The organism is Streptomyces sp. NPDC030995, assembly GCF_055571215.1.
Map to the genome: position 1 here is coordinate 41,413 of NZ_JBVIFS010000036.1, position 25,758 is coordinate 67,170.

Below are 25,758 nucleotides of genomic sequence, written 5' to 3' on the forward strand. Positions count from 1 at the left end.
GGGCCCCTTTGTTGCCGAAGATGTGCTGTCGCCGGGGGTATTCAGGCCCGGTTCGTCCGGTAGACGAGGGCCGTGGCGATGGCGGCGAGGCCTTCGGCGCGGCCGGTGAGGCCGAGTCCGTCGGTGGTGGTGCCGGACACGGAGACGGGGGCGCCCGCGGCGGCCGCGAGCGCCTTCTGCGCCTCTTCGCGCCGCTTGCCGATCTTCGGGCGTACGCCGATCACCTGGATGGCGATGTTGCCGATCTCGAAGCCCTCGGCGCGGACGATACGGGCGGCCTCCGCCAGGAGGGTGACGCCGGCGGCGCCGGACCACTCGGGGCGGGAGGTGCCGAAGTGCGCGCCGAGGTCACCGACCCCGGCGGCGGAGAAGAGGGCGTCGCAGGCGGCGTGCGCGGCGACGTCGCCGTCGGAGTGTCCGGCGAGGCCGTCCTCACCCTCCCACAGCAGCCCGGCGCACCACAGCTCACGGCCGGCCTCGAAGGCGTGCACGTCGGTTCCGATGCCGACGAGCGGGATCAGCGGACTAGTAGGCATCGGTGGCCCTCCTGCGGGCGAGTACGGCCTCGGCGAGGACCAGGTCGAGCGGGCGGGTGACCTTGAAGGCCTCTTCGTGTCCCGGGATCACGACGACGGGAACGCCGAGGCGTTCCACCATTCCGGCGTCGTCGGTCGCGCCCTCGCCGTCGACGGCGATCTCGGCGTGCGCCCGCAGGAGGGTGGCCAGGTCGAAGCCCTGCGGGGTCTGCACGGCGCGCAGCCGGGCCCGCTCGGGCGTGGCGACGACCGGCTCGGGCTCGCCTGGCTTGCCGGGCTCGACCTCCTTGACGGTGTCGGCCAGCGGCAGCGCGGGCACCACGGCGGCGGCTCCGTCGCGTACCGCTTCGACGACCGAGTCCACGGTGTCCACGGGGACGAGCGGGCGGGCCGCGTCGTGGATGAGCACGGAGGTGACGTCCTGCGGCAGCGCGTCCAGGCCGGCGCGTACGGACTCCTGGCGGGTGTCCCCGCCGGGGACGACGAGGACCTCGGTCCTCTCGGGCAGCGCGTGCTCGCCCAGCAGCAGGCGCACCTCGGCGGTTTCGGCGGGCGGGGCGACGACCACGACCAGGGAGACCGCGCGGGAGCGGGCCATCGCGCGGACGGCGTGGACGAGCATCGGGGTGCCACCGAGGGCCCGCAGGGCCTTGGGGGCGCCGGGGCCCAGGCGTACCCCGCGGCCGGCGGCCGGGATCACCGCGGCGGTCCGGTGGGTGGGCGTTGCGTCAGACATCAGTAGCTCCGAGCCAGGTTTGTGACTTCGGCCGACATGGGTATGGCCTGAAGGGTGCCGGGTGCGACGCCCTCGCCCCTTCCGTGACGACCGGTCGAACAGGCTGCCCGGACCCGGCACGCCAATCACGCCATGGGGATGGCGTGATCAAAGAAGTAGATCAAAGGTATGGGTACAGACATGCCGCAGCGCCCGGCAACAGGCCTCTCGTGGAGGAGAGACCTTGTCATCGGGCACCGCGGCACAACTGTGTACGGGGCCTCGCGTCAGGACGCGAGAACCTCGTCGAGGAGGGCCTCGGCCTTGTCCTCGTTCGTGTTTTCAGCGAGCGCGAGCTCGCTCACCAGGATCTGGCGCGCCTTCGCGAGCATGCGCTTCTCACCCGCGGAAAGCCCGCGCTCACGCTCACGACGCCACAGGTCACGCACCACTTCGGCGACCTTGATGACATCGCCAGAAGCGAGCTTTTCCAGATTTGCCTTGTAGCGCCGGGACCAGTTCGTCGGCTCTTCTGCATACGGTGCGCGGAGCACCTCGAAGACCCGGTCCAGCCCGTCCTGGCCGACTACGTCGCGAACGCCGACGAACTCCGCATTGTCCGCAGGCACACGAACCGTCAGGTCGCCCTGGGCGACCTTGAGCACCAAGTAGGTCTTGTCCACGCCTTTGATCTGGCGAGTCTCAATGGCCTCGATCAGCGCGGCCCCGTGATGGGGATAGACCACGGTGTCGCCAACCTTGAACGTCATGTGACAGGTACCCCTTCCGTGGCTATCCAGGGTAACACGAGAACTGACCGTTATGAATGGCGTTTTCGCAGGTCAGGGCACATCTCGGGGCTTGACAACAGCAACAGGAACGTGCTGCGGAGGGCTCCTGGAAGGGGGTATTCGCAGGTCGGGGGCGCTGCGCGGACCGGGCGAAAGGGCCACGCTACACCTGCCCGGCACCCCCATCAGTGTGATGTACGTCCCGTTTTGCCGGTTTCGGAGTCGGGAAACCGAACTACTCCGTTCGACTGGCGGCGCCCGTACGGAGTCGGTTCCGGCCCAATCCTCGAATTGATCACGAAGTGGTGTTCGAGGGAATCCGGAAATTGATCACGGGGTGGTCGGCGCACGATATGCGCGAGGCACATGATCGGCGAGGCGAACGGCCCGCGGAATGCAAGATCGCGGGACGCCTCCCAGGGTGACGGCCGCGCTGCGGAGGGTCGGGTGCGGGGGCGGGGCGGCGGCTCGGTAACCTAAGCGCGCTGACACACCCTTAGAGCGGCTTTACCTCGGCCGTTCCTGGGGGCACCCCCAGCGGTAGCTGGGGGAGACCACCCTCCCCTTCCGTTCGTCCAAGGAGATGCCGCCGCCGTGAGCCGCAGCCTTCGACGCGGCGCCCTCGCCGCCACCGCCGTCGTGTTCTCGATCGCCTCGCTGGCCGCATGCGGTGCGGGCAACGACGCGCAGACCCTCCAGATCAAGCCGGACAACGCCGCCGTCACCAAGGGCGAGATCAAGATCCAGAACGCGCTGGTGATCACCCAGGGAGAGAAGGACAAGAAGGGCCCCGCGGCGGTTTCGGCGACGGTCTTCAACTCGGGCGCCAAGGCACAGACCCTTGACGGCATCACCCTCGCGGGCGGCAAGGGCAAGGTCGTACTGAAGGCCGCCGAGGGCACCGGCAAGATCACCGTGCCGGCCGGCGGCTCCGTGGTGCTGGGCGGCAAGGGCAACGCCTCCGCCGTGATCGAGGAAGGTGCCGAGGCCGCCAAGAACGGCGACGTGCAGAAGGTCACCTTCCAGCTGAGCAGCACGGGCGGCGTCGAGCTGGAGGCCTTCGTGGTCCCGGGCTCCGGCATGTACGCGGGCTTCGGCCCGTCCGCGGCCCCCGCCGCCGGCCCCACCCCGTCCGGCTCCGGCAGCCCCTCGGGCACGCCGTCCCCGTCGGGCGCGGCCACCGGTGCGGCCTCGGGCAGCCCGTCCGGGGCCCCCTCGGGCAGCGCCGCCGGTGCGCCGTCGGGTTCTCCCTCGCACAGCGCGGGCCACTGACCCACGTGGCGCCGTAGCGCCGTACGCATATGGGAAGGGCCCCCAGCCGCATCAGCGGCTGGGGGCCCTTCCCGTACGGCCTTCTGTCGGCCCGCTACGGCTTACGGCTCGAACTTGTAGCCCAGGCCGCGGACCGTGACCAGGTAGCGCGGCGCGCCCGGGTCCGGCTCGAACACCATCCCGCGTGCGCCCCTCGCACGGCGCGGCCCCAGGGGGCCTCACCGGCTTCGCGACGCTGTGCCGGCCTCCGACCGGCCCCGGACCGCGGACCGCCGTCGGCCTACGGCTCGAACTTGTAGCCCAGGCCGCGGACCGTGACCAGGTAGCGCGGCGCGCCCGGGTCCGGCTCGATCTTGGCGCGCAGGCGCTTGACGTGGACGTCCAGGGTCTTGGTGTCACCGACGTAGTCGGCGCCCCAGACCCGGTCGATGAGCTGCATGCGGGTCAGTACGCGGCCCGCGTTGCGCAGCAGCATCTCCAGCAGGTCGAACTCCTTCAGCGGGAGGTCCACCTTGCCGCCGGCGACGGTGACCACATGGCGGTCGACGTCCATCCGTACGGGGCCGGCCTCCAGGGCCGCCGGGGTGACCTCTTCCGGCTCGCCGCGGCGGCGCAGGACCGCGCGGATGCGGGCGACCAGCTCCCGCGAGGAGAAGGGCTTGGTGACGTAGTCATCTGCTCCTATCTCCAGCCCGACGACCTTGTCGATCTCGCTGTCCTTGGCGGTCACCATGATCACGGGGACGTTGGAGCGGCCGCGCAGCTGCCGGCAGACCTCCGTGCCGGGCAGGCCGGGGAGCATGAGGTCGAGGAGGACGAGGTCGGCGCCGTTGCGCTCGAACTCGTCGAGCCCGTCGGGCCCGGTCGCGGCGATCGCGACCTCGAAGCCCTCCTTGCGGAGCATGTAGGACAGGGCGTCGCTGAAGGATTCCTCATCCTCGACGACGAGCACTCTTGTCACGGAAGGACCTCCGGGGCAGGGATGGCTGGTGCGGGTTCTGGTTCAGGCAGGGGTCGGGTGGGTGCGGGGGGCCGCAGCCGGGGACGTTGCGGCTGCCTCGGGGAGTCGCAGGGTGAACGTGGAACCTTGACCCTCCGAGCTCCATACCGACACCTCCCCGCCGTGCGAGGCCGCCACGTGCTTCACGATCGCAAGGCCGAGGCCCGTTCCTCCCGTGGCTCGGGAGCGGGCCGGGTCCACGCGGTAGAAGCGCTCGAAGATGCGCTCGCGGTCCTTTTCCGGGATGCCGATGCCCTGGTCGGTCACGGCGATCTCGATCAAGTCTCCACCCGGCGCCGTCACCCTGCGCCCGGCGATGCCGACGCGGGTGCGGGCCGGGCTGTAGTTGACGGCGTTCTCGACCAGATTTCCGAGGGCGGCCGCGAGCTGTCCGCGGTTGCCCCAGACGCGCAGGTCGGCGGTGCCGCCCGCAGCCATGGTGATCTGCTTCGAGGACGCCGTGTGGCGGCAGCGGTCGATGGCCTCGGCCACAAGCGTGTCCACGCGCACGGGCTCGGCGTCCTCCAGCGGGTCGTCGTTCTGGACCCGGGAGAGGTCGATGAGCTCCTGCACGAGGTTGATGAGCCGGGTGGACTCGATCTGCATGCGGCCGGCGAAGCGGCTGACCGCCTCGGGGTCGTCCGCGGCGTCCATGACGGCCTCGGACAGCAGGGAGATCGCCCCGACCGGGGTCTTCAGCTCGTGGGACACGTTGGCCACGAAGTCGCGGCGTACGGCCTCGATGCGGCGGGCCTCGGTGAGGTCCTCGACCAGGAGGAGCACCAGGCGGGAGCCGAGCGGGGCGACGCGCGCCGAGACCGCGAGGGCCTCGCCACGGCCGGTACCGCGCCGGGGCAGGTCAAGCTCGACCTGGCGTATCTCCCCGTCGCGGCGGGTGTCACGGGCCATGTGGAGCATGGGCTCCACGGCGAGCTTGCCGCCGCGGACCAGGCCGAGGGCGTACGCCGCCGAGCTGGCCTTGACCACCGCGTCGCCCTCGTCCAGTACGACGGCGGAGGAGCGGAGCACGGAGAGGACGGTGTCCACGCCGGGCGGGAGCACCGCATTGATGTCGGGGCGCATGGAGCTCCGGGTGGGGCGGGCCTGGTCGCGCTCGCTCCAGCGGAACGCCAGCATGGCGATGACGCCGGTGCAAAGACCGGCGATCGCTGCAGCTGCGGCGACCGCCGCGTTCACGTCCATGGATCCAGGTTAAGCAGGCGCGACGACACTTCCACAGCCGTTCGGGTGGCAGCTCGAACAGTCGTCGCCCAGAGTTCACCCTGGCGACGGGGTTGATTCACTTGGGGTGCCGGAGTCGGACGCGTTTGCGGCTCAACGTGTCAACGTGGGGCAAGAGGCCGCCCCGGCCCGCCCCCGGGCAGTACCGCAGTACGTCAAGGCCAAGAGAGGGACACCAGACATGCGCGACGCGTACCACGAGGAACTGGACTCGATCGGAGAAGGCCTGGTCGAGATGGCCCGGCTCGTCGGTTCCGCGATCGGGCGGGCCACGACGTCCATGCTCGACGCCGACCTGAAGCTCGCCGAGAGCGTCATCGCCGCCGACCAGAAGGTCGACGACCTGCAGCACGACCTGGAGGCGCGTGCCATCGCGCTGCTGGCCCGCCAGCAGCCCGTCGCCACCGACCTGCGCATCGTCGTGACCTCGCTGCGGATGAGCGCCGACCTGGAGCGCAGCGGCGACCTGGCCCAGCACGTGGCGAAGCTGGCCCGGCTGCGCTTCCCGGACACGGCCGTGCCGCGGGACCTGCACGCCACGATCCTGGAGATGGGGCAGCTGGCGCAGCGCCTGATGGCGAAGGCCGCCGAGGTCATCATCACCAAGGACGTCGACCTGGCCCTCCAGCTGGAGCAGGACGACGACGAGATGGACCAGCTGCACCGCACGCTGTTCCAGCACCTGATGGACGACCGCTGGAAGCACGGCATCGAGACGGCGGTGGACGTGACGCTGCTGGGCCGCTACTACGAGCGCTTCGCGGACCACGCGGTGTCGGTGGCCAAGCGCGTGGTCTACCTGGTGACGGGCGAGCACGCGGACGACCTCCAGCAGCCGACCCAGGTCGAGGGCGTCTGACCGCTGGGTCCGGAAGCCGGGGCGTCCGGCGGCTGAGGCGTCCCACAGCTGCGGGCACCGAGCCCCAATGCGCCGTTGACGCGCCGGTGCCGCTGGGCATGAATGGGGCGAGGGCGGTCCGTCGTGCGAAGTCCCGTACGCCGCCTGCGAGGAGGAACCATGCCCGATTCCCCCGTCCCCATCACCCCGGAGCAGGAGCAGCCTTCGAGGCCGGAGCCCCTTCGGCTCCCGCTGCTCGCGGCCTGCGGCTGCGGTTCGGGCTGCGGCTGCGGCTGCCAGTCCGGCGCCCCCTGCCAGTGCGGCGGCTGACCGCCACCGCCGGCGCTACGCACGAGAAGGGCCCCGTCCGACTTCCCTCGGCCGGGGCCCGACGCGTGCGCGCACGCCCCTACCTGAGCAGCCATTTCGTGGTCAGCTCCATGACCTCCGCGCGGCTGCGACCACCGTGGTCGGCGGCGATGAAGTAGCCGCCGATCCGCACCGAGAAGGTGAGCAGGCAGCGGACCTCGACGTCGTCCTCGTCGGAGCAGATCGCGCGGAACAGCGAACGCAGGTACTCCATGCGCCGGTTGTCGGCGCGGCGCAGCCGCTCGGCGACGGCCTCGTCGCGCCGCGCCCACTCGCGGATCGCGAGCTCGGCCGCGGTGCCCTTGACCGCCTCCGCCTCGGCGCCCCCGGCGATCGCGAACAGCCGCTCCAGCTTGGCCCTGGCGTCTCCCCCGCCGCTCTCGACCTGTGCGATGACCCCCTCGGTGCCCTCGCGTTCCCAGGTGTCGAGCATCTCGGTGAGCAGCGCGCCGCGGTTGCCGAAGTACCCGTAGAAGCCGCCCTTGCTGACGCCGAGCGCCTGCGCCAGCGGCTCGATCCGGACGGCCTCGGGGCCACCGGCGGCGAGTGCCCGCAGCCCCTCCTCGATCCACTTGCCGCGCGGGGTGCGGGTGGCTCCCATGGTGTGTCCCTCCTACGCGAACCCCCTCTATACGGTGCCGTATAGATGAGTGCTAGCCTCGATCTATACGGCATCGTATAGATAGGGGCTTGCTCATGAGACTCCCCAGAACCGCGCACACCTCCCGTCCCTGGCGGATCCACGAGATCGCCGGCGACTACCAGGTCGAGGACGTGTGGGCCCTACCGACACCGGGCGGTCCCGACGACCTCGCCCACCTGGTGGAGCAGTTCGCCGACGGCGACGAGGCCGTCTCCTCCCCGGTCCCGCGACTGCTCTTCGCGGTCCGCTGGAAGCTCGGGGCGCTGTTGGGCTGGGACAAGGCCGACGCCGGCATCGGCACCCGGGTGCCGACCCTGCGCGACCGGCTGCCGGCGGACCTGCGGGAGGGACTGCGCGGGCCCGACCTCAAGGCGGTTCCGTTCACCTCCGTCTACCAGACCCACGACGAGTGGGTGGCCGAGAGCGCCAACCGCACAGTGCAGATGCTGATGCACATCGGCTGGGTCCCGGACCCCACCGCGCCCGGCGGTTACCGCGGCCAGATGACCGCCCTGGTCAAGCCCAACGGGCTGCTCGGCGCCGTCTACATGGCGGGCATCAAGCCCTTCCGCTACCTGGGCGTGTACCCGGCGCTGCTCCGCTCGATCGGCCGCAAGTGGCAGTCGACCGCCCCCGAGCGCGCGGCCTGACGGCCCCGGGCCGGCAAAGGCCCCCTGCCCGCGGGAGCACCGCGGGCAGAGGGCCTCGGCCGACCAGCCCTACCCGCCCTTGGCGGCCTGGCGTTCTTCGGGCGTGACGCACAGCGCGTCCCCGTCCCACTTGTCCCGCCAGACATAGCCCGGCTTGCACGTACTCGGCCCCGAGTCTCCGCCACCGGGCTGCCGGTTCGGGTTCTGGTCGTGGACCCGCTGGCGCTCTTCCGGCGTGACGCACAGCGCGTCCCCGTCCCACTTGTCCCGCCAGACATAGCCCGGCTTGCACGTACTCGGCCCCGAGTCGCCCCCGCCCGGCTGACGGTTGGGGTTCTGGTCGTGGACCCGCTGGCGTTCCGCCGGCGTGACGCACAGGGCGTCGCCGTCATAGCTGTCACGCCAGACGTAGCCCGGCTTGCATGTGTCCAGGCGGTTCGGGTTGTCGTCGGTGCGGATGCTCATGACCGAGGGCTGGGTCGAGGGCGCGGTCGCCGCGGATGCCGGCAGCGCGATGACTCCCGAGATGAAGGCGGCCGAGGTCAGGGCCATCCCGAAGCGCGCGATCCGCCGCTTCGACTGGAAGGTGGCCGGGGTGCGAAGGTCGTACGACATGACTGCTCCTTGAAAGTTGTGTCCGTTCTCCTGTCTGGTCCCGCTGTCGTTCCGGCGTGACCACACCTCCAGTAGGCGGGGTGGCACCCTTCCCGTCACGCCACTGAAAAACGGGACTTGACTGCACGCAGCGGGCCTGTAGGCAGACGACGAAAAGCCCCCTACCGGCGGGAAAACCGCAGGTAGGGGGCCGTTTCGTGCGTAGGTGTTACTTTTTGCCCTGGGTCTGGCCGCGCGGCAGCGCCCCTCACGTCCCCGACGGCCGTGGCTGCTCCGGCGGAACCGAGCTCTCGGCAACCGCCATCCACTGGTCCAGGTCGGCCTGGGTGAACTCGGTCCACGGTGGGATCTCGGGGAGCTGGCGCAGGAGGTCGTAGGCCTCGGGGATGTGGGAGCCGCGGAGGACCGGGCAGTGGCAGCCGGCGATGACCTCGGCGTTCAGGTGCTGGAAGTCGGAGACGACCGTCCCGAACTTTTGGGCGTCCAGCAGCGCGACCCAGGGGGAGACCAGCCTTCCGCCGAAGAACTGGCCGTCACGGAACTCGTCCGGCGACAGCGCTGCCGTTTCGGGCATGGGGGTCGGCACGTTCGTGGCGAAGGTGTCGACGGCCCACAAGACGTTGGTCTTCGGGTCGAAGAGGGCGCGGGTGGTGGGGTTGTCGTACAGGGGCGGTCGTTTGGCGAACAGGGTGCGGTCGCCCGCGTCGATCGTGTCGCCGTCGGTCATGAAGCGGCACCGATTGATGGGGGTCTCCCACTCCTCGGCCATGCGGCCGATGGAGAACCATGTCGTCAGCAGGGTCGCGTTCGGGCATGCGGCGAGGACCGCCAGGAGGTTGCCGGCGTGGTCGCGGTCGTCGTGGGTGAGGAAGATCCACCGTACGTCCAGGGGATCCACGACGGACCAGGCCGCCTCCAGCCACTGGGCGCGCACTGCGGGCGCCCCGGTGTCCACGAGGACCGGTTCGGCTCCCCGGATCACCATCGAGTTCATCGGGAAGTGGCCGACCGGCGGGGCCTCGAGGGCCCACGGGATGACGAACGTCTCCTCGGCGATCTTGTACGGCTGCAGAAGGTTGAACGTTTCCATGGTTGTCATCGCTGCTCTCCCTAGAACGGAGTCGCCGCAGCGTCCCTGAATCCAGTGCAGCCCCCGCGCCGGGCTGTCGTCAAGCGCAGCACTCGTGACGGCCGGCTTCGGTGAGCGACAAACCAAAGCCCCTGACCTGCGCCATGCGCGCAGGTCAGGGGCTTGATCGCTCTTCTTACTTCTTCTTGCCCTGGTTCTTGACGGCCTCGATGGCGGCCGCCGCCGCGTCCGGGTCGAGGTAGGTGCCGCCCGGGTTCAGGGGCTTGAAGTCGGCGTCCAGCTCGTAGACGAGCGGGATGCCGGTCGGGATGTTCAGGCCCGTGATGTCGGCGTCGGAGATGCCGTCCAGGTGCTTGACCAGACCGCGCAGGGAGTTGCCGTGCGCGGCGACCAGGACCGTGCGGCCCGCCAGCAGGTCCGGGACGATGCCGTCGTACCAGTACGGCAGCATGCGCTCGACGACGTCCTTGAGGCACTCGGTGCGCGGACGCAGCTCGTTCGGGATCGACGCGTAGCGCGGGTCCTCGGACTGCGAGAACTCCGTGCCGTCCTCGAGGACCGGCGGCGGGGTGTCGTAGGAGCGGCGCCACAGCATGAACTGCTCCTCGCCGAACTCGGCGAGGGTCTGGGCCTTGTCCTTGCCCTGGAGGGCGCCGTAGTGGCGCTCGTTCAGGCGCCAGGAGCGGTGCACCGGGATCCAGTGGCGGTCGGCGGCCTCCAGCGCGAGCTGCGCCGTGCGGATGGCGCGCTTCTGGAGGGACGTGTGCAGAACGTCGGGCAGCAGGCCGGCGTCCTTCAGCAGCTCACCGCCGCGGACCGCCTCCTTCTCGCCCTTCTCGGTGAGGTTGACGTCCACCCAGCCGGTGAACAGGTTCTTCGCGTTCCAGTCGCTCTCGCCGTGGCGGAGGAGGATCAGCTTGTACGGTGCGTCGGCCATGCGTACGAGCCTAATGGACGTGCGGGCGCGCTCGCGCGCGGTGTGGGGGCGCCGGGGACCCGTCCCGCCGATTGACGGCGCGCGTCAATTGACTGGCGCGGGGAGACCGCCACTCGTAATGTGCGTGGAGGTCAAGTGACGCTTACACCTCCGGGGGGATTCCTTATGTCCGTTGCGAGTCTGAGACGGGCTGCCCAGGAGAGCGTGTCGGGACTGCCCCGCGAGTTCTGGTGGCTGTGGACGAGCACGCTCGTCAACCGGCTCGGGGCCTTCGTCGCCACCTTCATGACCTTGTACCTGACCGTGGACCGGGGCTACTCGGCCTCCTTCGCAGGCCTCGTGGTCGCCCTCCACGGACTCGGCGGCGTGATCTCCTCACTGGCGGCCGGGGTGATGACCGACCGGCTCGGGCGCCGGCCCACGCTGATGGCCGCGCAGGCCTCGACCGCGTTCTCCGTCGCGCTGCTGGGCTTCATGGAACATCCTGCGGCGATCGCGTCGGTCGCGCTGCTGGTCGGCATGACCTCGAACGCCTCGCGGCCCGCGGTCCAGGCGATGATGGCGGACATCGTCCGCCCCGAGGACCGGGTCCGGGCCTTCGCCCTCAACTACTGGGCGATCAACCTCGGCTTCGCCGTCTCGGCGACGGTCGCCGGGTTCGTGGCCCAGCACAGCTACCTCGCCGGATTCCTGGGCGAGGCCGCGCTGACGCTGGTCTGCGCGGTGCTCGTGTACGTGAAGCTGCCCGAGTCCCGGCCCGAGAAGGGCGACGCGGCGCAGTTGGCCGCCGAAGCGGAGATCAGCCTGGGCACCGTGCTGCGCGACGGGCGCTACATGGGTGTGGTCGGGCTGTCGTTCCTGATCTCGCTGATCTTCATGCAGGGATCGTTCGGGCTCCCGCTGGCGATGGGCTCCGCGGGCTTCTCCACCGGCGACTACGGCCTGGTCATCGCCGTGAACGGGATCCTGATCGTGCTGCTCCAGATCCCGGTCACCCGGTTCATCGAGCACCGCGACCCGCAGAAGCTACTGGTCGTCTCGGCGCTGCTCGCGGGGTACGGATTCGGGCTCACGGCCTTCGGCGGCTCGATCGGGATCCTCGCCCTGACCGTCTGCGTCTGGACCCTGGCCGAGATCATCAACTCGCCGACCCAGATGGGCCTGGTCGCCCGCCTCTCCCCGCTGCACGGGCGCGGCCGCTACCAGGGCATGTACACGATGTCGTGGGCGGTGGCCTCCCTGGTGGCCCCCCTGCTGGCCGGCGCGGTCATCGACCACTTCGGCGCGGGCTGGCTGTGGGGCACGACCGCAGTCCTGGGCACGGCGGCGGGCGTCGGCTACTGGATCCTGATGCGGAACCTCCCGGAGGGTGTGGGCCCGGAGACCACCCCGGCGTCCACACCGCTCCCGGCTGCCGGGGACACTGAAACTACGACGGCTGCGTCAGGTGCTTGAAGGCGTCCAGGTTGTAGGTCGGTTCGCCGCGGGAGACGCGCCATTCGTACTCGCGGCGGATCGCGCTCGCGAAGCCCAGTTCCAGCAGGGTGTTGAAGGAACCGTCCGCCGCCTCCAGCACCGTGCCGAGCAGCCGGTCCAGCTCCTCGGGGCTGACGACCGACAGCGGCAGCCTGGCCGTCAGGTAGACGTCTCCGAGGCGGTCCACCGCGTACGCCATCCCGTACAGCTTGAGGTTGCGCTCCAGCAGCCAGCGGTGGACGCCCGCCTCGTTCTCGTCGGGGTGCCGGATCACGAAGGCGTTGACCGACAGTGAATGCCGGCCGACCCGCAGCGAGCAGGTGGTGCTCAGCTTGCGGGTGCCGGGGAGCTGGACGACGTAGGAGCCCGGCTCGGGGCTCTCCCAGCTCAGTTCGGCGCCGTCGAGGGCGCTTTCGATGGTCTCGGCGATCTCGGCGGTGTCAGCGTCAGCCATGGTGGGAGCGTACGCGACGGCGATGATCGTGCATGGCCGCCGTGTAGACGTCGGCCGTGCCGCTCGCCGCGGTGTCCCAGCCGAAGAACTGCGCGTGCCGCGCGGCCTGGGCGCCCATCCGGTCCGCGAGCCCGGGCTCGTCCACGAAGCGGCGCAGCTCGCGCGCGTAGTCCACGGGGTCGTGCCCCGGTACGAGGATCCCCGTGACCCCGTCGTTGACCGCGACGGGCAGCCCCCCGACCTGGGCGGCGAGCACCGGCGTACCGGCGGCCTGGGCCTCTATCGCGACGAGCCCGAAGGACTCGCTGTACGAGGGCATGACCAGCACGGACGCCGCCCGGAACCAGTCCGCGAGCCCGTCCTGCGCGACCGGCGGGTGGAAGTGCACGAGCTCGGTGACGCCCAGCTTCGCGGCGAGCTTCTGCAGGCCCTCCGGCTTGGCGAGGCCGCTGCCGCTGGGGCCGCCGACGACGGGCACGAAGAGGCGCCGGCGTAGCGAGGGGTCCTGGTCGACCATGACGGCGACGGCGCGCAGCAGGATGTCCGGGGCCTTCAGCGGCTGGATCCGCCCGGCGAAGAGCGGGATGACGGCGTCCTGTGGCAGGCCGAGGCGGGCGCGGGCGGCGGCCCGGCCGTCCCCCACCGTGAAGCGGTCGAGGTTCACGCCGGGGTGGACGACGGCGACCTTGCCGGGGTCGGCCTCGTAGTGCCGGACGAGCTCGTCGGCCTCTTCGGCGGTGTTCGCGATGAGCCGGTCGGCGGCGGACACGATCTGGGTCTCGCCGATGACGCGGGCGGCGGGTTCGGGTGTGTCGCCCTCGGCCAGCGCCGCGTTCTTGACCTTGGCCATGGTGTGCATGGCGTGGACGAGCGGCACGCCCCAGCGTTCGGCGGCGAGCCAGCCCACGTGGCCGGAGAGCCAGTAGTGGGAGTGGACGAGGTCGTAGTAGCCGGGGCGGTGGCCGGCCCAGGCCTGCATCACGCCGTGGGTGAAGGCGCACAGCTGGGCCGGGAGCTCCTCCTTGGCGAGGCCTTCGTACGGGCCCGCGTCCACGTGCCGTACGAGGACCCCCGGAGCCAGCTCGACCACGGGCGGCAGCCCGCCGGTGGTGGCCCGGGTGAAGATCTCGACCTCGATGTTGATCGCGGCGAGGCGCTTGGCCAGCTCCACGATGTAGACGTTCATCCCGCCGGCGTCGCCGGTGCCCGGCTGGTGCAGCGGGGAGGTGTGCACGCTGAGCATGGCGACGCGGCGCGGCTTGCGGTGGTGGCCGACGGCCGGCAGGCGCAGCCGCGGCGGCTCGTGGCGGGTGGCGCGGGCGGCGGCGAGGCGGCCGCTGAGGCGGGACACGTACTGGCTCAAGGGAGCGGTTCCTCTCGGCTAGGACGGCCGCGCGCGCGACGCTCGGACGGCATGACGGCGGGGGCACGGAAGGCGCCCTGCAAGGAGTGCAACCCGGATGGCGGTCCCCCGCATTCCGGGGTCAGCGATTTTCCTGACGGTTTCCCGGCGATTCCTCGGGGGATCGCCTCGTACCTCTAGGGGCGCGGCCGGGGTGCGGCCGGATTTTCCTGCCGTGCGGGCCCTCCGCATACCCTCGGCTCATGACCTCCCGCACCACCCCGCCCCCCGGCCGCGCGCCCGGCCGCGCCTCTGGCCGCCCGGTGGGCTCGGTGACGCGCGGGACGACGAATCCGAACCGGTTGCGCCGGATGGACCGCTGGATCGCGGCCACGCACGGGGCCGCGCTGCGGCGCGCGCAGGCGCCGGTCGCGGTGGACCTCGGCTACGGGGCGGCCCCCTGGACCGCGGTCGAGCTGCTGACGCGGCTGCGCGAGGCGGCGCCGCGGGTACGGGTGGTCGGCATCGAGATCGAGCCGGCGCGGGTCGCCGGGGCGAAGCCGTACGAGCGGGAGGGGCTGAGCTTCCGGCACGGCGGCTTCGAGGTGCCCCTGGACGGCGGGGTGCGCCCGTCGCTGATCCGTGCGGCGAACGTGCTGCGCCAGTACGACGAGGAGCAGGTCGCGGAGGTCTGGGCGCGGCTGTGTGCGCGGCTGGCCCCGGACGGGCTGCTGGTGGAGGGGACCTGCGACGAGATCGGGCGGCGGCACGTGTGGGTGGCGCTGGGCCCGGAGGGGGCGCGCACGGTGACGTTCGCGACCCGGCTGGGCTCCCTGGAGCGCCCCTCGGACCTGGCGGAGCGGCTGCCCAAGGCGCTGATCCACCGGAACGTGCCGGGCGAGCCGGTGCACGCGTTCCTGCGGGACTTCGACCGGGCGTGGGCGGCGGCGGCTCCGTACGCCTCGTACGGGGCGCGGCAGCGCTGGATCCGCACGGCGCGGGCGCTGTCCGGCGACTGGCCGCTGGCGGACGGGCCGGGGCGGTGGCGGCAGGGGGAACTGACGGTCCGCTGGGAGGCATTGCGCCCGCTGGGGTGAATGCGGCGTGGCGGGGAACCGGGGGTGCGTGCGGCCCGTTGAGCCGTCGGGAGTGAGGTGCGGGTGTCCGTTTTGTCGCGGACAGGCCTCCGTTGGGGCGGACAAGATCGGACAGCCATCCACAAGGCTGTTGGATTTCATCGAGTCGTGGCACCATCCCGAAGGCAGTGGAAAGTTACTGATGAATAGTCAGATCTGATACCAGGTCTGACTCGGGTGCCTGGGGGAACCATGGGGGCCGTAAGGCGACGTCGAGGCGCAAGCTCTCTCGTGCTGCTGTGCGCGCTGGCGGTGCTGAGTGCGCCGGGTCTTGCGGCGGGCACGGCGTATGCGACTCCGCTGCCCGAGCCCGGCGTCAAGTCCCTGGAGCAGGTCCGCAAGGAGATCGAGGAGCTCTACCGGCAGGCGGGCACCGCCACCGACGCCTACAACCTCGCCGAAGCCGAGGCCAAGGCCCAGTCGGACAAGATCGTCGAGATCGCCAAGCAGGTCGTCGCCGGCCAGGAGCGGATCACCACCCTGAAGAGCCGCGCGGGCGCCGCCGCCCGCGCCCAGTACCGCTCGGGCGGGCTGCCCCCGGGCGCGCAGCTGGCGCTGAGCGACAGCCCGAGCCAGTTCCTCGACGGGGCGGACCGGCTGCGCCAGGGCGAGAAGGCCACCTCCGACCTGCTCTCCGAACTGAACCGGACCCAGACCGACTTGCAGCAGTACGCGCAGGAGGCGAGTACGCGCTGGGCGACGCTGGAGGCCAACCGGATCAAGCAGGAGGACTCCAAGAAGCAGGTCGAGCAGAAGATCAAGGCGGCGGAGGAGCTGGAGAGCAAGCTCCAGGCCGAGGAGAAGGCCCGGCTGATCCAGCTGGAGCAGGAAGCCCAGTACCAGGCGCAGAAGGCGTGGCTGTCGACGGGCGCGATGAAGGAAGTCAGCGGCACCGCTTCGGAGGCTGGAAAGCGCGCCGTGCAGTTCGCCACCGCCCAGATAGGCAAGCCGTACGTGTGGGGCGCCGAGGGCCCGGGCTCGTACGACTGCTCCGGGCTGACCTCCCAGGCCTGGCGGGCGGCGGGCAAGGGCATCCCGCGCACCTCGCAGGAGCAGCTGCGGCTGCTGCCGAAGGTCGCGCTCAAGGACATGCGCCCCGGCGACCTGATCATCTACTTCGACGACGCGACCCACGTCGGGATGTACGTCGGCGACGGCGCGATGGTCCACGCCCCGCGGCCCGGCCGGAACGTGACGATGGCGGGCGCGGGCTCGATGCCGATCAAGGCGGTGGTCCGCCCCGACGCGTAGCCCCTGCGGGGTTGCTCGGCGTACGGGTGTGGCGCGGCCGCGGGGGTATGGTGCTGCCGCGCCGCTGCTGGGGCTCCGCCCCAGACCCCGCGCCTCAAACGCCGGCAGGGCTGGATTTCAGCCCGCCGGCGTTTGAGGCGCGGGATGGGCTGCCCGAGGCAACCATCTGGCCGGGCCGTACGTCTCGGTAGGCGGGACGGAACACGGCCCCGCCGTGACGTTTGTCATCCAGTGAGGCCGAATTTCCCCCGCGATAACGGCATATGCCGGAGGCCCTGACTCACAGCGGCATTCCGCTTGCCCGGCCCGGCAGCTAGGGTCTGGCGGACGAGCTGCACCCTCGGGGGGAGGGAAGGAACCGGAGACGATGCCCGTACCCGTACCGCGGCAGAGGGACACCCCGGCCACGGAGAGCGGTCAGGCCGTTCTGCACGGCGTGGCAGCGCTTGTTGCCGCACCTGCCGCACCCGCCGCCACCGACGTCGCGCAGGCGACCCCGCAGGCGACCCCGCTGACCCTCCTCGTCATCGAGGACGACCCCGCCGGCGGCCTCACCGTCCCCGAGATCCTCGACGCCGACGGCCACCGCATCCGGCTCCGCACCGCCCGCAACCTCACCGAGGCCGAGCGGCTGCTCACGCCCGACGTGCACTGCATCCTCCTGGACCTGGCCCTCCCGGACACCAGCGCCCGTACCCCGGGAGCCGCGGCCACCGCCAACGGCACCGGCACGACCACCGCCGTGGACCGGCTGGCCGCCCTCCGCCAGGTGCTGCGCATCGCCCCCCGCCACGCCGTCCTCGTCCTCACCGGCGAGGACGACGTCGAGCGCGCCGCCGAGGCCGTCAGGGTCGGCGCCCAGGACTACCTCTTCCGGGACGAGCTGGACGGCAGGCTGCTGAGCCGCGCCATCCGCTACGCGGTGGAGAGAAAACGGGCCGACATCGCCCAGTACAAGCTTGCAGAATCGAAACTGCGCGCCCAGGAGAACGCCCGCCTGGAACGCGGTCTGCTCCCCACCCCGCTGCTGGAGGGATCCGACCTCCGCTTCGCGGCCCGCTACCGCCCCGGCCGCAGCCGCGCCCTCCTCGGCGGCGACTTCTACGACACCGTCCGCACCCCCGACGGCACCGTCCACGCCATGATCGGCGACGTCTGCGGCCACGGCCCCGACGAGGCCGCCCTCGGCGTCGAGCTCCGCATCGCCTGGCGCGCCCTGACCCTGGCCGGCCTGTGCGGTGACGACCTGCTCGCCACCCTCCAGGAGGTCCTGGAGGTCGAGCGCCCGGGCGACGAGATCTTCGCCACCCTCTGCACGGTCGACATCGCCCCGGACGGCCGCCGCGCGGGCCTGTGCCTCGCCGGGCATCCGGCCCCGCTGATCTCCCGGCCGGGCCGCCCCGCGCGGCTCCTGCCGTACGAGAACAGCGGGCCCGCGCTCGGCCTGCTGCCCCGGGCCCGCTGGCCCCGCCGCCAGGTCGAGCTCGGCGGCACCTGGAGCCTGATGCTCTACACCGACGGCCTGATCGAGGGCCGGATCGGCGAGGGCAAGGAGCGCCTGGGCCAGGACGGCATGGTGGAGATGATCAACCGCCACCTGGACCGCGGTCTGAGCGGTGAGGCCCTGCTGGAGGCCTCCGTCACCGAGGCCCGCCGCCTCAACGGCGGCGAGCTCACCGACGACGTGGCCGTGGTCCTGCTCTCCCGCGCGGAGGGCTGACGGGGGACCGGCTATCGCCCGGCGCTACCGCCCGCCGTTGTAGGGCCCGTACGGCCCGTCGCTGCTGCTGCCGCCGCGTCGGCCGCCGCCGCCCGAGACCTGCTTGAGGGCCGGGCGTACGTCGACGAAGAACACGATGGTGGCGACCAGGCCCGCGATCTGCAGGAACAGCATCCCCAGGAAGAAGTCCACGAGGACCGTGATGCCGAGGATGACCAGCCAGAAGGTCTTGGTCTGCTTGTCGGCCGCCCGGTACGCGTCCTCGCGCGCCAGCAGCGCGAACACGAAGGCCACGACGGCGAGCACCAGCATGGCGAGCCCGAGCATCGGGATCACGCCTTGATCGAACTCGTCCATCAACATCGCTTCGACCGCCTTCTCCTGCTTGCGCTGCGCACTTCCGATGCCGCCTGACTCCACGCTACCGGCACGGGCCCCCTCATGAACCACAACGGGCCGGGCGCCTGAAGGGTGCCCGGCCCGTTGTGGTTCATACCGCTCTGCTGCCTCAGCTCGCGTCGCCCGGCGCGGCGGCGGCCTTCTTGGCCGTGCTCTTGCGCGCGGTGGGCTTCTTGGCCGGCTTCTCCTCGTCGGCGACCGGCTCCGTCGCCGGCTCCTGCACGGGATCCGCCTGCGCCTGCGGCTCGACGGCCACGGCGATGTCGACGATCTCCTCGGAGACCTCGCCCCGCCAGGCCCGCACGGCCTGCTCGCCGTGCTCGGCGACCTTGTCGTACGTCTCCTTGGCGCGCACCGCGTACTCCGCGGCCACGCCGACACCGCGCAGCGCCAGGTCCTGGGCGGTCTCCCCGATCTTCTTCGGGTCGATCGCGCCGAGCACCTCGGCGACCTTGGCGGTGACCGCCTCCTGCGCCTCCTTGGCCGCTTCCCGCGCCTTCTCCTGCACGGCCTTCGGGTCGGTGTTCTTCACGGCCTCGATGCGCGCGGGGGCCTCGGCGCGCAGCTGCTCGATGAGCCCTGGCACCTTCTTGGCCTGCTGCACGGCCAGGTCGGCGGTGCCGGCGGCGAAGTAGAGGGGGGTGGGGTCGGTGAGGGTCTTCTTCAGGTCATCGGCGATGGCCATGTGCTGGTCCTCCCGGATCAACTTCAGTTCGTTTCCGACGGCATCCCGTCGGCGGGCGCGGCGGGCGCATCGAGCGCGTTCTCCTTGCGGAACGACTCGTAGATCTGGAGCAGCACCTGCTTCTGCCGCTCGTTTATGGACGGGTCGGCGAGGATGACGGCCCGCGTCTCCACCTCGTCCGGATCCCGCTCATCCAAGATCCCGGCCTGCACGTACAGCGTCTCCGCGGAGATCCGCAGCGCCTTGGCCAGCTGCTGGAGGATGTCCGCGCTCGGCTTGCGCAGCCCGCGCTCGATCTGGCTCAGGTACGGATTCGACACCCCCGCGGCCTCGGCCAGCTGGCGCAGCGAAAGCTGAGCCTGCCGACGCTGCTCACGGAGGTATTCGCCGAGGTTTCCGACGTTGAGCGATGCCATGGTCCGATCCTGCCCGACCTTGCTAACTTTTGCAAGCGCCGTGCTTGCAGCAGCTCGCACCCGGCGGATCCTCACTCGTGTGACTGAGCACAGTAGGTGTCGTATTTGCGCGACAACTGTCGCCATCCGGGTCCAGTCGGAAATTGTGGGGCGGTTTCGGGCTGCGGCACCATAGATTGACGCTATGCCCGCTTTTGCGCATGACGAGGCCACGGCCCGGCGCGCTCTCGACGTCATCAACCAGCTGCTGGCCGCCCGCGACAGGATGGCCTCCGGAGTGGGCGGCATCGGCTTCCTCCGCGAACACGAGGCAGTGGCACCAGTCGCGTGGAGCTGGTGGATGCTCATTTCGGACTCCGCCCGCGTGGTGGCGGAGGCGGCCAAGAACGGTAACGGGTTCGTCGTCGCACCGGTGATGCGGAACCTGATGACGCACGCGGTGGCGATGGCCTGGCTCGTCGACGGCGGCGACGCCGCGGTGCAAGCCGTTGACGCCTACAGCGACGACCAGCTCCTCAAGCTGATCACTAACGCGAAGCGAGCTGGGTGGGGCGTCGAGGGAGACGAGGTCGAGGCAAAGGTCCGTGCCGCTGTCGACGAACGCAACGCCCACCCGGCCCCTGAGGTCGTCCTGCTGACGAACGAGATCCGCAACACCGCCGACCTGATGGCGGCGTTCGGGGAGCAAGAAGGCTATCTGCCCTACCGGCACCTCAGTTCCTACTGCCACACCACACGAGAGACGGCGCAGCTGTATCTCCATCGCACACGGGCCGGCGGCTGGGAACTGCGCAACAAGCCCAGGGAGAGTGGCCTGAACGACGTCATTTGGACGGCTGTCTGCCTGATCCAAGCCGGCCGGATCCTTGACTCCATCCTCGGCGAGCAGTTGCTGGCCGAGGAGCTTGACCAGGCCACCGCGTACCTCGGCGTCTCTGGGGACATCGTCCCCCGGCGTCGTCTTCGCCGGGGCGCCGCCAACTGAGCTGGGCAACGCCCAGCTTCGGCGAGGGGGAGCCGATCCCGTCGCCACGGCGGGATAGCGCCATATCGGGGCATGCCTATCGACGCCGCCTCACCAGCAGATCCTCCAGGTCGCAGTCGCAACCCGGCCCAGCGGCCGCAGCAGCCGCATCGCCCTGTCCGGCTGGAGCTTCGAACGTGGCAGCAAGTGCAGCCCGGCCCAGGTGCAGTCGACGCCGAAACGGCGGCCCACAATCTTGGCGATCCGGCCAGCGTCCAGCACTGATCCAGCCAGCCAAACGCGGCCGGACCGGCCTGATCGGATTCGACCTCCAATCCCCCTAACCCCAGCCCTTAGAGATCTCTAGTCTCCTGAGTCGTTAATTCGTGTGCAGTATGCAGCTAGGGTGTTGAGGATGTCGTCGGCGGTCTTCGCCCAGACGAACGGTTTGGGGTTCCTATTCCACTCGTTAATCCAGCCGCGGATGTCCCGTTCGAGTTCAGCGACGCCGTGCTGGGCTGAGCGGCGGAGTTTGCGGCAGGCCAGTTCGGCGAACCAGCGCTCGACGAGGTTGAGCCACCCTCCAGCCGATTCAACAAGAATCGGGCCCGCCACTTGCGCACCGTCTCCCCGCGAGACACCTAGATCGAGCGCCGTGCGGTCGTCCCGCCCGGCGCGGGCGCCAGCACGATCCTCGACCGCAACACCAATGCCTGAGACGCCGTCCGCTTACGCAATCAGCCGCGCAGCACCTGGCGTTCGTGATCGGACAACTCCAGCGACAACGGCTTCGGACCAGGCGCCACCCCATCCTGTGACCACCCTTGACCTTTGGACTCAGGACACTAGCGCGTGGAGGTGCCGAGGATCTTCCCGAGCGTGATGGCCACGTCGAATTCCCGATCCCATGTGAGTGCGACGAGGTCGTCGAACTCCGCCTCAGGGCGGAGCAGATTGAGGACGTCGGCTTCGAATACTGAGCCCGGTTCTGCGAGGTCGAGCGCCTCGTCGTGGAAGCGGCGGTACGTGTTGCGTGACCGGAACATTACCGAGTACCCACCGTCTACGAGCTCTCCCACGGAGACATCCCACTTCGCTTCAAGCGCCTGCAGTGCGCCGGCGACGTCGTCGGCGTTGAGCGGCTCGGTCAACAGATCCACTCCAACCGCTTCTCGGGCCGAATCCAACGGAAGCGTCTCGTCCCAGAGCACCGAGAGGTGGCGCTCGAAACCGATGTGCTCGCGAACTGTTTTGTCGAACTCCAGGTAGTCGGTGTCCAGATTCGTACGCATCCAGCGGGTAATCCAGAGGATCGGGGCATTGATCAGATTCGCCCGCAACGAGCCACTTCCTCCACCGTAGACAGATTCGCGGATGCTCGTCAGCAGCTCTTCGCAGTGGTAGTCCTTGCAGAATCGGAACAAGTGAGCCGACCGCCGTGGCAGACCACCCCAGCGCGAAGACTGAGGGAGGGGGAAATCAGCCAGAATCGCCTCCAGCTCGCGTTGGAGTCCCGGCTTGGCGGCCGACAACACGAGAGCGTCGTCATTCTCGTCCCACCGCCCGGCGCCCTCATAGTCGAACTTCGCCTTGCACGAGGCATATATGACGGCTTGAGCACATGTATTGAACAGCTCCGTGCTCACCCGGTATGCAACCTCGCAGTGATAGTTGAGGTTGAATCGGTCGAGCTCTCTGTCGGCGACCCGCTCGAAGACATGCTTTGCCGACAGCACGTCTCTGGCGGCACGGCCGAGGATCCGCTCGACCTCGCCGGACGAGCTGTCTGCGGACGCTTCGGTGGGGCGCAGATCATCGGAGATCTCCTCGATTGCCGAGTCGAGCCGCTGAAGGATTATCCGAAGCATGCCGCGTACGGTGTCGATGCGGAGCCGCTGCGCCTCATCTTGGAGCAGCATCTGTTCAATGATCAGGTCGAGGTCGGCCAGGAAGGGGTAGCGGTCGCGCACAAGCGTGTGTCGTCGCCCTCGGGCGTTCTGCTTCGTGAACATCTCGGTTATGACGAGGCCGAGCGCAAAGATGTCCGCCGGCTTGCCGATACCGAGGGCGTTGTTCCTCACCATCTGCTCGGGAGCGAGGTAGTTCCGGTTCACCAAGAGGTCCCCGCGATTCGTGAGCGAGGAGTCCTTAAAATGCGCGATGCCGAAGTCGGCCAGGACGAGCCGACGCGCATCAGGGTCGACGAGGACATTCTCAGGTTTGATGTCGCGATGCACTATGCCGTCGCCGTGCACGTACGCGAGCGCATCGCAGAGCTGGCGCACGTAGCCGAGAAGCACATCAGCTTCGGTTTCGTCGTTGATCACGTTTCGCAGCGTCATAGGGTAGAAGTCCATGACGTAGTAGAAGAAGTTCGCGTCCTCTGATCGCGCGTGGATACTCACGACGTTCGGGTGGCTCGATGTCTGCCCGTACTCGATCTCCTGCTTGAAACGCTTGTTGCGAGCGGAGTCCGCGTCGCGGTCCTTCTTAATCCGTTTGACTGCGAGCACCTGACCATCGGGCTTACGGCGGACCTTCCACACCACGGCTGATCCGCCCTCTCCCGGAGCTGAATCGCGCTCATAAGTGACTCCGTCGATGATGAACGGTTCATTCTTCGGCATGAATCCATCCTACTGACCCTCGGGGCGGTGACGTCGGCCAATTGCCGCCAGGCCCAAAGCGTTCTCCAGCGGGGCGAGGTAGATGCCCACCACGTTGCGGACCTTGGTCACGGAACTGCGGGTCGGTCGACAGCTTCCAGGTCTCCACGATGTGTGGCTTGAGGCCGAACGTCCGCCAGATCCGCGAGACGGCCGACTGCGACATGCCCTCCGCCTCGGCCGTTGAACGTGTCGACCAGTGCGAATCACCCGTCGGTGGCGCCTACTGAACTTGATTGGGTGCTGTCGGACCGTTCGCCTGATGGTGGTCGGTCCGTTCCGGTAGCCCTGAACTGTGAGATACGCGCAGGGCGGCGGGTTGACCGACATCGGAAGGGCCGCGAGGGAGCGGGTCCGGCTGCAGGCCGTGACACGCTTCCAAGGCGGGCAGAAGAACAGGGACATCGCTGCGACGCTGCGGGTCAGTGAGCGGTCTGTGGAACGGTGGCGCCGTCAGTGGCGCGAGCGCGGTGAAGCGGGGGTCCTGTCGAAGGGATCGCCGGGGCGGCCGAGGCTCGGCGAAGCACAGATCGCGAGGCTGGAACGGGAACTGGAGCGTGGGCCGCTGGTCCACGGCTGGGCCGACCAGCGGTGGACACTGGCCCGGATCAAGACGCTGATCGGCCGGCTGTTCCACGTGAGCTACACCGTGGAGGGCACGTGGCTGCTGCTGAAGCGGCACGGCTGGTCCTGGCAGCAGCCGGCTCGGCGGGCGATCGAGCGTGACGACGCGGCGGTCGAGGTCTGAAAGAAGGAGACCTGGCCGCGGGTAAGAGCACCGCGGCGGCATGTGACGGCTGGATCGTCTTCGAGGACGAAGCCGGGCAGTCGATGACGCCGCCGCGAGCGAGAAGCTGGGGACGCAAGGGCTCAACGCCAGTGGTCCGGGTCCGTGGCCGGGGCTCGGGCCGGGTGTCCATAGCCGGGCTGACCTGCTACAAGCCGGGGAAGCGGTCCCGGACGCTCTACTCGGTCCGCGAGTACCGGGGCCGCAAGGGCGAGCCGAAGGGCATCGGCTGGCGCGACCTGTGCGACCTGCTGGTCAGAGCACACATCCAGCTCGGCGGCCCGATCGTGCTGGTCTGGGACAACCTGCGCATGCACCTGGTCGAGGCGATGCGCCGATTCATCGCCGACCACGCGGACTGGCTCACCGTCTTCCAACTTCCGAGTTACGCAACGGACTTGAACCCGCAAGAGGGCATCTGGTCACTGGTCAAACGCGACATCGGCAACCTCGCCGCAGCCGACCTCGGCCAGATCACTCGCGCCGTCAAGCGCAGGCTCAAGCAGATCCAGTACCGTCCGGACCTGGTCGACGGCTGCCTGACCAGCACCGGCCTGATCACGGACGACTGGCCGGCATCACGCATTCAAGCTCAGGCAATAGCTTCGAGCGTTTCTAGACAGTGACTAAAATTCGCCCTTGAATGACAGTGTGGCGGTCAGTAAATTCAGCTGCCCGCCGGACTGTTGTCCGGCGCCGTAGGTCGATATGCAGGGAGACAGGGATGCGCAGCAGGTTTCGAACCTGCCGCTGACTCGTGAAACGCGGGCCAGCGGGGTTCTTCATTAGCTTGGTTGCCCTGACAAGGCACCGTCCGAGGGAGACGTATGCCCTCAGTCGGACACCAGGTGACCCCGCTCGCGTATCCGAGGAGTACACCTTGCTGGACCGTTTGATCGACCTCCTGTCTCAGACCCGGACCCTCCGCGCCCTGCTGGACTTCTGCACCATCGTGGTCCGTCTGCTGCCCGCGTTGGTCGTGATCGTGGCGCTCATCCCCTCGTTCGTCGTCTTCGCGTTCATCTCCGCCGGGGCACGCAGGTCGGTTCTCGACATCGTGGACCGCCTCACGAACTGGACCCTCGCCCGCTACTGAACTCGATTGAGTGATGTCGGTGCCGTTCGCCTGATAGCTGGCCGGCGGCACCGACCTGGCCCTGTGAGCGTCGAGTCGACGGACCCGAAATCGGTCGAAGCCCGAAGCTGCTGGTCAGCTACGGTGGCGGCATGCCTGAAAGTCTGCCCGAGGATGTAGCCGACGTGCTTGGCCTCGTCCTGAACCCGGACGAGCCGATTCACGTCGCCCTCCGACGGCAGGTGCCCCAACTCAGGGTGCAATCCCGCTGCAAGTGTGGGTGCGGCACTGCCTACTTCGACCTTGACGCCGACGCGTTGGAGCCCGCGCCAACGGGACCCGGCACCGTCGTGGCTGCCGACGTGCAGCTGTTCACCGAAACCGGCGAGTGCCCTGGTGAGGTCTTGGTCTTCGCGCAAGGCGGCTACCTCTCATGGCTGGAGGTCTGTTCTTGGAGCGATGACGTCGAGGTGAACCTCTCCGCGGCGCGGCGCTGGCTACAGCCGTCGTCCTGAACCCGAGCCGGTAACAGCCGACGTCTCGGACCCTGACGCCGCCACCACGAGTCGACCGACATCACGAGCGTCCTGGCGACTAGGGCCTGTGTGATGTCGTGATCATTCGGCGGTCTTCAGTAGGTCGTCGACCCAGATCATTGAGGCGCGGAGGTGGAGGCCGGCGAGGTAGCT

Annotated in this window: 27 protein-coding genes and 2 pseudogenes; 12 read left to right on the forward strand and 17 right to left on the reverse strand. The window is 69.6% G+C overall.

The genetic code is table 11. From position 1 onward, the window contains the following. Positions 1-41 precede the first annotated feature (41 nt). From ispF to ACZ45T_RS33575, 3 genes are all read right to left on the reverse strand, one after another. A complete protein-coding gene (gene ispF / locus ACZ45T_RS33565) occupies positions 42-536 on the reverse strand; it encodes a 2-C-methyl-D-erythritol 2,4-cyclodiphosphate synthase (protein ID WP_468447914.1) in 495 nt (164 codons plus the stop codon). Next, positions 526-1,272, reverse strand: coding sequence for a 2-C-methyl-D-erythritol 4-phosphate cytidylyltransferase (ispD, locus tag ACZ45T_RS33570; RefSeq protein ID WP_468447915.1), 747 nt, complete (start codon positions 1,270-1,272; stop codon positions 526-528). The genes ispF and ispD overlap by 11 nt, the downstream gene beginning before the upstream one ends. A gap of 266 nt (positions 1,273-1,538) precedes the next feature. Continuing rightward, positions 1,539-2,021 (reverse strand): CarD family transcriptional regulator, encoded by a 483-nt coding sequence (locus ACZ45T_RS33575; RefSeq protein WP_003953493.1) that lies wholly within the window; start codon positions 2,019-2,021, stop codon positions 1,539-1,541. Between the two features lie 615 nt (positions 2,022-2,636). On the opposite strand from ACZ45T_RS33575, the gene ACZ45T_RS33580 reads away from it, so the two are divergent. Further along, positions 2,637-3,314: a copper chaperone PCu(A)C domain-containing protein gene (locus tag ACZ45T_RS33580; protein ID WP_468447916.1), complete on the forward strand. Its 678-nt coding sequence runs from the start codon at positions 2,637-2,639 to the stop codon at positions 3,312-3,314. A 280-nt stretch (positions 3,315-3,594) separates the two neighbouring features. Here ACZ45T_RS33580 and phoP read toward each other — a convergent pair whose 3' ends face one another. After that, positions 3,595-4,266 carry a two-component system response regulator PhoP gene (phoP, locus tag ACZ45T_RS33585; protein WP_465270294.1) on the reverse strand — a complete coding sequence of 224 codons (672 nt, stop codon included), beginning with the start codon at positions 4,264-4,266 and terminating at the stop codon, positions 3,595-3,597. Positions 4,267-4,317: 51 nt separating this feature from the next. Then, on the reverse strand, positions 4,318-5,517 hold the full coding sequence (gene phoR / locus ACZ45T_RS33590) for a two-component system sensor histidine kinase PhoR (RefSeq protein ID WP_468447917.1): 1,200 nt from the start codon (positions 5,515-5,517) through the stop codon (positions 4,318-4,320). A 220-nt stretch (positions 5,518-5,737) separates the two neighbouring features. Between phoR and phoU the strand changes: the two genes are divergently transcribed. Both phoU and ACZ45T_RS33600 read left to right on the forward strand, forming a co-directional pair. Beyond that, positions 5,738-6,415 carry a phosphate signaling complex protein PhoU gene (phoU, locus tag ACZ45T_RS33595; RefSeq protein ID WP_351587195.1) on the forward strand — a complete coding sequence of 226 codons (678 nt, stop codon included), beginning with the start codon at positions 5,738-5,740 and terminating at the stop codon, positions 6,413-6,415. Between the two features lie 159 nt (positions 6,416-6,574). Continuing rightward, complete coding sequence (locus tag ACZ45T_RS33600; protein WP_199920847.1) at positions 6,575-6,724, forward strand: hypothetical protein; 150 nt, start codon at positions 6,575-6,577, stop codon at positions 6,722-6,724. 79 nt (positions 6,725-6,803) lie between these two features. On the opposite strand, the gene ACZ45T_RS33605 is transcribed toward ACZ45T_RS33600, so the two are convergent. Next, positions 6,804-7,364, reverse strand: a complete 561-nt coding sequence (locus tag ACZ45T_RS33605) for a TetR/AcrR family transcriptional regulator (protein WP_468447918.1) — start codon at positions 7,362-7,364, stop codon at positions 6,804-6,806. A 95-nt stretch (positions 7,365-7,459) separates the two neighbouring features. Between ACZ45T_RS33605 and ACZ45T_RS33610 the strand changes: the two genes are divergently transcribed. Then, positions 7,460-8,056: a DUF2867 domain-containing protein gene (locus tag ACZ45T_RS33610; RefSeq protein WP_468447919.1), complete on the forward strand. Its 597-nt coding sequence runs from the start codon at positions 7,460-7,462 to the stop codon at positions 8,054-8,056. 69 nt (positions 8,057-8,125) lie between these two features. Here ACZ45T_RS33610 and ACZ45T_RS33615 read toward each other — a convergent pair whose 3' ends face one another. The 3 genes from ACZ45T_RS33615 to ACZ45T_RS33625 all read right to left on the reverse strand — a co-directional run bounded on the left by ACZ45T_RS33615 (position 8,126) and on the right by ACZ45T_RS33625 (position 10,698). Next, on the reverse strand, positions 8,126-8,671 hold the full coding sequence (locus tag ACZ45T_RS33615) for a hypothetical protein (RefSeq protein WP_468447920.1): 546 nt from the start codon (positions 8,669-8,671) through the stop codon (positions 8,126-8,128). Between the two features lie 247 nt (positions 8,672-8,918). Next, on the reverse strand, positions 8,919-9,770 hold the full coding sequence (locus ACZ45T_RS33620; RefSeq protein ID WP_468447921.1) for an MBL fold metallo-hydrolase: 852 nt from the start codon (positions 9,768-9,770) through the stop codon (positions 8,919-8,921). 166 nt (positions 9,771-9,936) lie between these two features. Then, entirely contained in the window at positions 9,937-10,698 is a 762-nt protein-coding gene (locus ACZ45T_RS33625; RefSeq protein WP_109780007.1) for a phosphoglyceromutase, read from the reverse strand. A gap of 165 nt (positions 10,699-10,863) precedes the next feature. Here ACZ45T_RS33625 and ACZ45T_RS33630 point away from each other — a divergent pair, with 165 nt between their 5' ends. Next, the gene (locus ACZ45T_RS33630; protein WP_468447922.1) at positions 10,864-12,153 is read left to right on the forward strand and encodes an MDR family MFS transporter; all 1,290 of its coding nucleotides are present in this window, start codon (positions 10,864-10,866) and stop codon (positions 12,151-12,153) included. On the opposite strand, the gene ACZ45T_RS33635 is transcribed toward ACZ45T_RS33630, so the two are convergent. Beyond that, positions 12,128-12,628, reverse strand: coding sequence for a type III secretion system chaperone family protein (locus ACZ45T_RS33635; protein WP_468447923.1), 501 nt, complete (start codon positions 12,626-12,628; stop codon positions 12,128-12,130). The two genes, ACZ45T_RS33630 and ACZ45T_RS33635, sit on opposite strands and share 26 nt — an antisense overlap. Continuing rightward, positions 12,621-13,991, reverse strand: a complete 1,371-nt coding sequence (gene mshA, locus ACZ45T_RS33640; RefSeq protein WP_468447924.1) for a D-inositol-3-phosphate glycosyltransferase — start codon at positions 13,989-13,991, stop codon at positions 12,621-12,623. Before mshA ends, ACZ45T_RS33635 begins: the two co-directional genes overlap by 8 nt. A gap of 242 nt (positions 13,992-14,233) precedes the next feature. Here mshA and ACZ45T_RS33645 point away from each other — a divergent pair, with 242 nt between their 5' ends. From ACZ45T_RS33645 to ACZ45T_RS33655, 3 genes are all read left to right on the forward strand, one after another. Continuing rightward, positions 14,234-15,067: a class I SAM-dependent methyltransferase gene (locus ACZ45T_RS33645; RefSeq protein ID WP_468447925.1), complete on the forward strand. Its 834-nt coding sequence runs from the start codon at positions 14,234-14,236 to the stop codon at positions 15,065-15,067. 231 nt (positions 15,068-15,298) lie between these two features. Continuing rightward, on the forward strand, positions 15,299-16,357 hold the full coding sequence (locus ACZ45T_RS33650) for a C40 family peptidase (RefSeq protein WP_468447926.1): 1,059 nt from the start codon (positions 15,299-15,301) through the stop codon (positions 16,355-16,357). 367 nt (positions 16,358-16,724) lie between these two features. Then, complete coding sequence (locus tag ACZ45T_RS33655) at positions 16,725-18,077, forward strand: PP2C family protein-serine/threonine phosphatase (RefSeq protein ID WP_468447927.1); 1,353 nt, start codon at positions 16,725-16,727, stop codon at positions 18,075-18,077. A gap of 24 nt (positions 18,078-18,101) precedes the next feature. Here ACZ45T_RS33655 and ACZ45T_RS33660 read toward each other — a convergent pair whose 3' ends face one another. From ACZ45T_RS33660 to ACZ45T_RS33670, 3 genes are all read right to left on the reverse strand, one after another. After that, positions 18,102-18,440, reverse strand: a complete 339-nt coding sequence (locus ACZ45T_RS33660; RefSeq protein WP_468447936.1) for a DUF2516 family protein — start codon at positions 18,438-18,440, stop codon at positions 18,102-18,104. 145 nt (positions 18,441-18,585) lie between these two features. After that, a complete protein-coding gene (locus ACZ45T_RS33665) occupies positions 18,586-19,161 on the reverse strand; it encodes a hypothetical protein (RefSeq protein WP_468447928.1) in 576 nt (191 codons plus the stop codon). 23 nt (positions 19,162-19,184) lie between these two features. Continuing rightward, complete coding sequence (locus ACZ45T_RS33670) at positions 19,185-19,577, reverse strand: helix-turn-helix domain-containing protein (protein WP_361945261.1); 393 nt, start codon at positions 19,575-19,577, stop codon at positions 19,185-19,187. Positions 19,578-19,761: 184 nt separating this feature from the next. Between ACZ45T_RS33670 and ACZ45T_RS33675 the strand changes: the two genes are divergently transcribed. Next, on the forward strand, positions 19,762-20,562 hold the full coding sequence (locus ACZ45T_RS33675; protein ID WP_468447929.1) for a hypothetical protein: 801 nt from the start codon (positions 19,762-19,764) through the stop codon (positions 20,560-20,562). Between the two features lie 342 nt (positions 20,563-20,904). Here the strand turns inward: ACZ45T_RS33675 and ACZ45T_RS33680 are convergent. From ACZ45T_RS33680 to ACZ45T_RS33690, 3 genes and pseudogenes are all read right to left on the reverse strand, one after another. Next, positions 20,905-21,132: pseudogene (locus ACZ45T_RS33680) on the reverse strand (IS630 family transposase); the annotation flags it as partial. A 254-nt stretch (positions 21,133-21,386) separates the two neighbouring features. Next, complete coding sequence (locus tag ACZ45T_RS33685; protein WP_468447930.1) at positions 21,387-23,168, reverse strand: serine/threonine-protein kinase; 1,782 nt, start codon at positions 23,166-23,168, stop codon at positions 21,387-21,389. A gap of 48 nt (positions 23,169-23,216) precedes the next feature. Continuing rightward, positions 23,217-23,424: pseudogene (locus ACZ45T_RS33690) on the reverse strand (IS630 family transposase); the annotation flags it as partial. 78 nt (positions 23,425-23,502) lie between these two features. On the opposite strand from ACZ45T_RS33690, the gene ACZ45T_RS33695 reads away from it, so the two are divergent. The 3 genes from ACZ45T_RS33695 to ACZ45T_RS33705 all read left to right on the forward strand — a co-directional run bounded on the left by ACZ45T_RS33695 (position 23,503) and on the right by ACZ45T_RS33705 (position 25,584). Beyond that, a protein-coding gene (locus ACZ45T_RS33695; RefSeq protein WP_468447931.1) for an IS630 family transposase occupies positions 23,503-24,620 on the forward strand; the annotation gives its coding sequence in 2 pieces (ribosomal slippage) (positions 23,503-23,950 and positions 23,950-24,620; 1,119 coding nt in all). 254 nt (positions 24,621-24,874) lie between these two features. Next, the gene (locus ACZ45T_RS33700; protein WP_217171192.1) at positions 24,875-25,090 is read left to right on the forward strand and encodes a hypothetical protein; all 216 of its coding nucleotides are present in this window, start codon (positions 24,875-24,877) and stop codon (positions 25,088-25,090) included. A 131-nt stretch (positions 25,091-25,221) separates the two neighbouring features. Continuing rightward, positions 25,222-25,584, forward strand: coding sequence for a hypothetical protein (locus ACZ45T_RS33705; RefSeq protein WP_041128917.1), 363 nt, complete (start codon positions 25,222-25,224; stop codon positions 25,582-25,584). Positions 25,585-25,758: the final 174 nt, after the last annotated feature.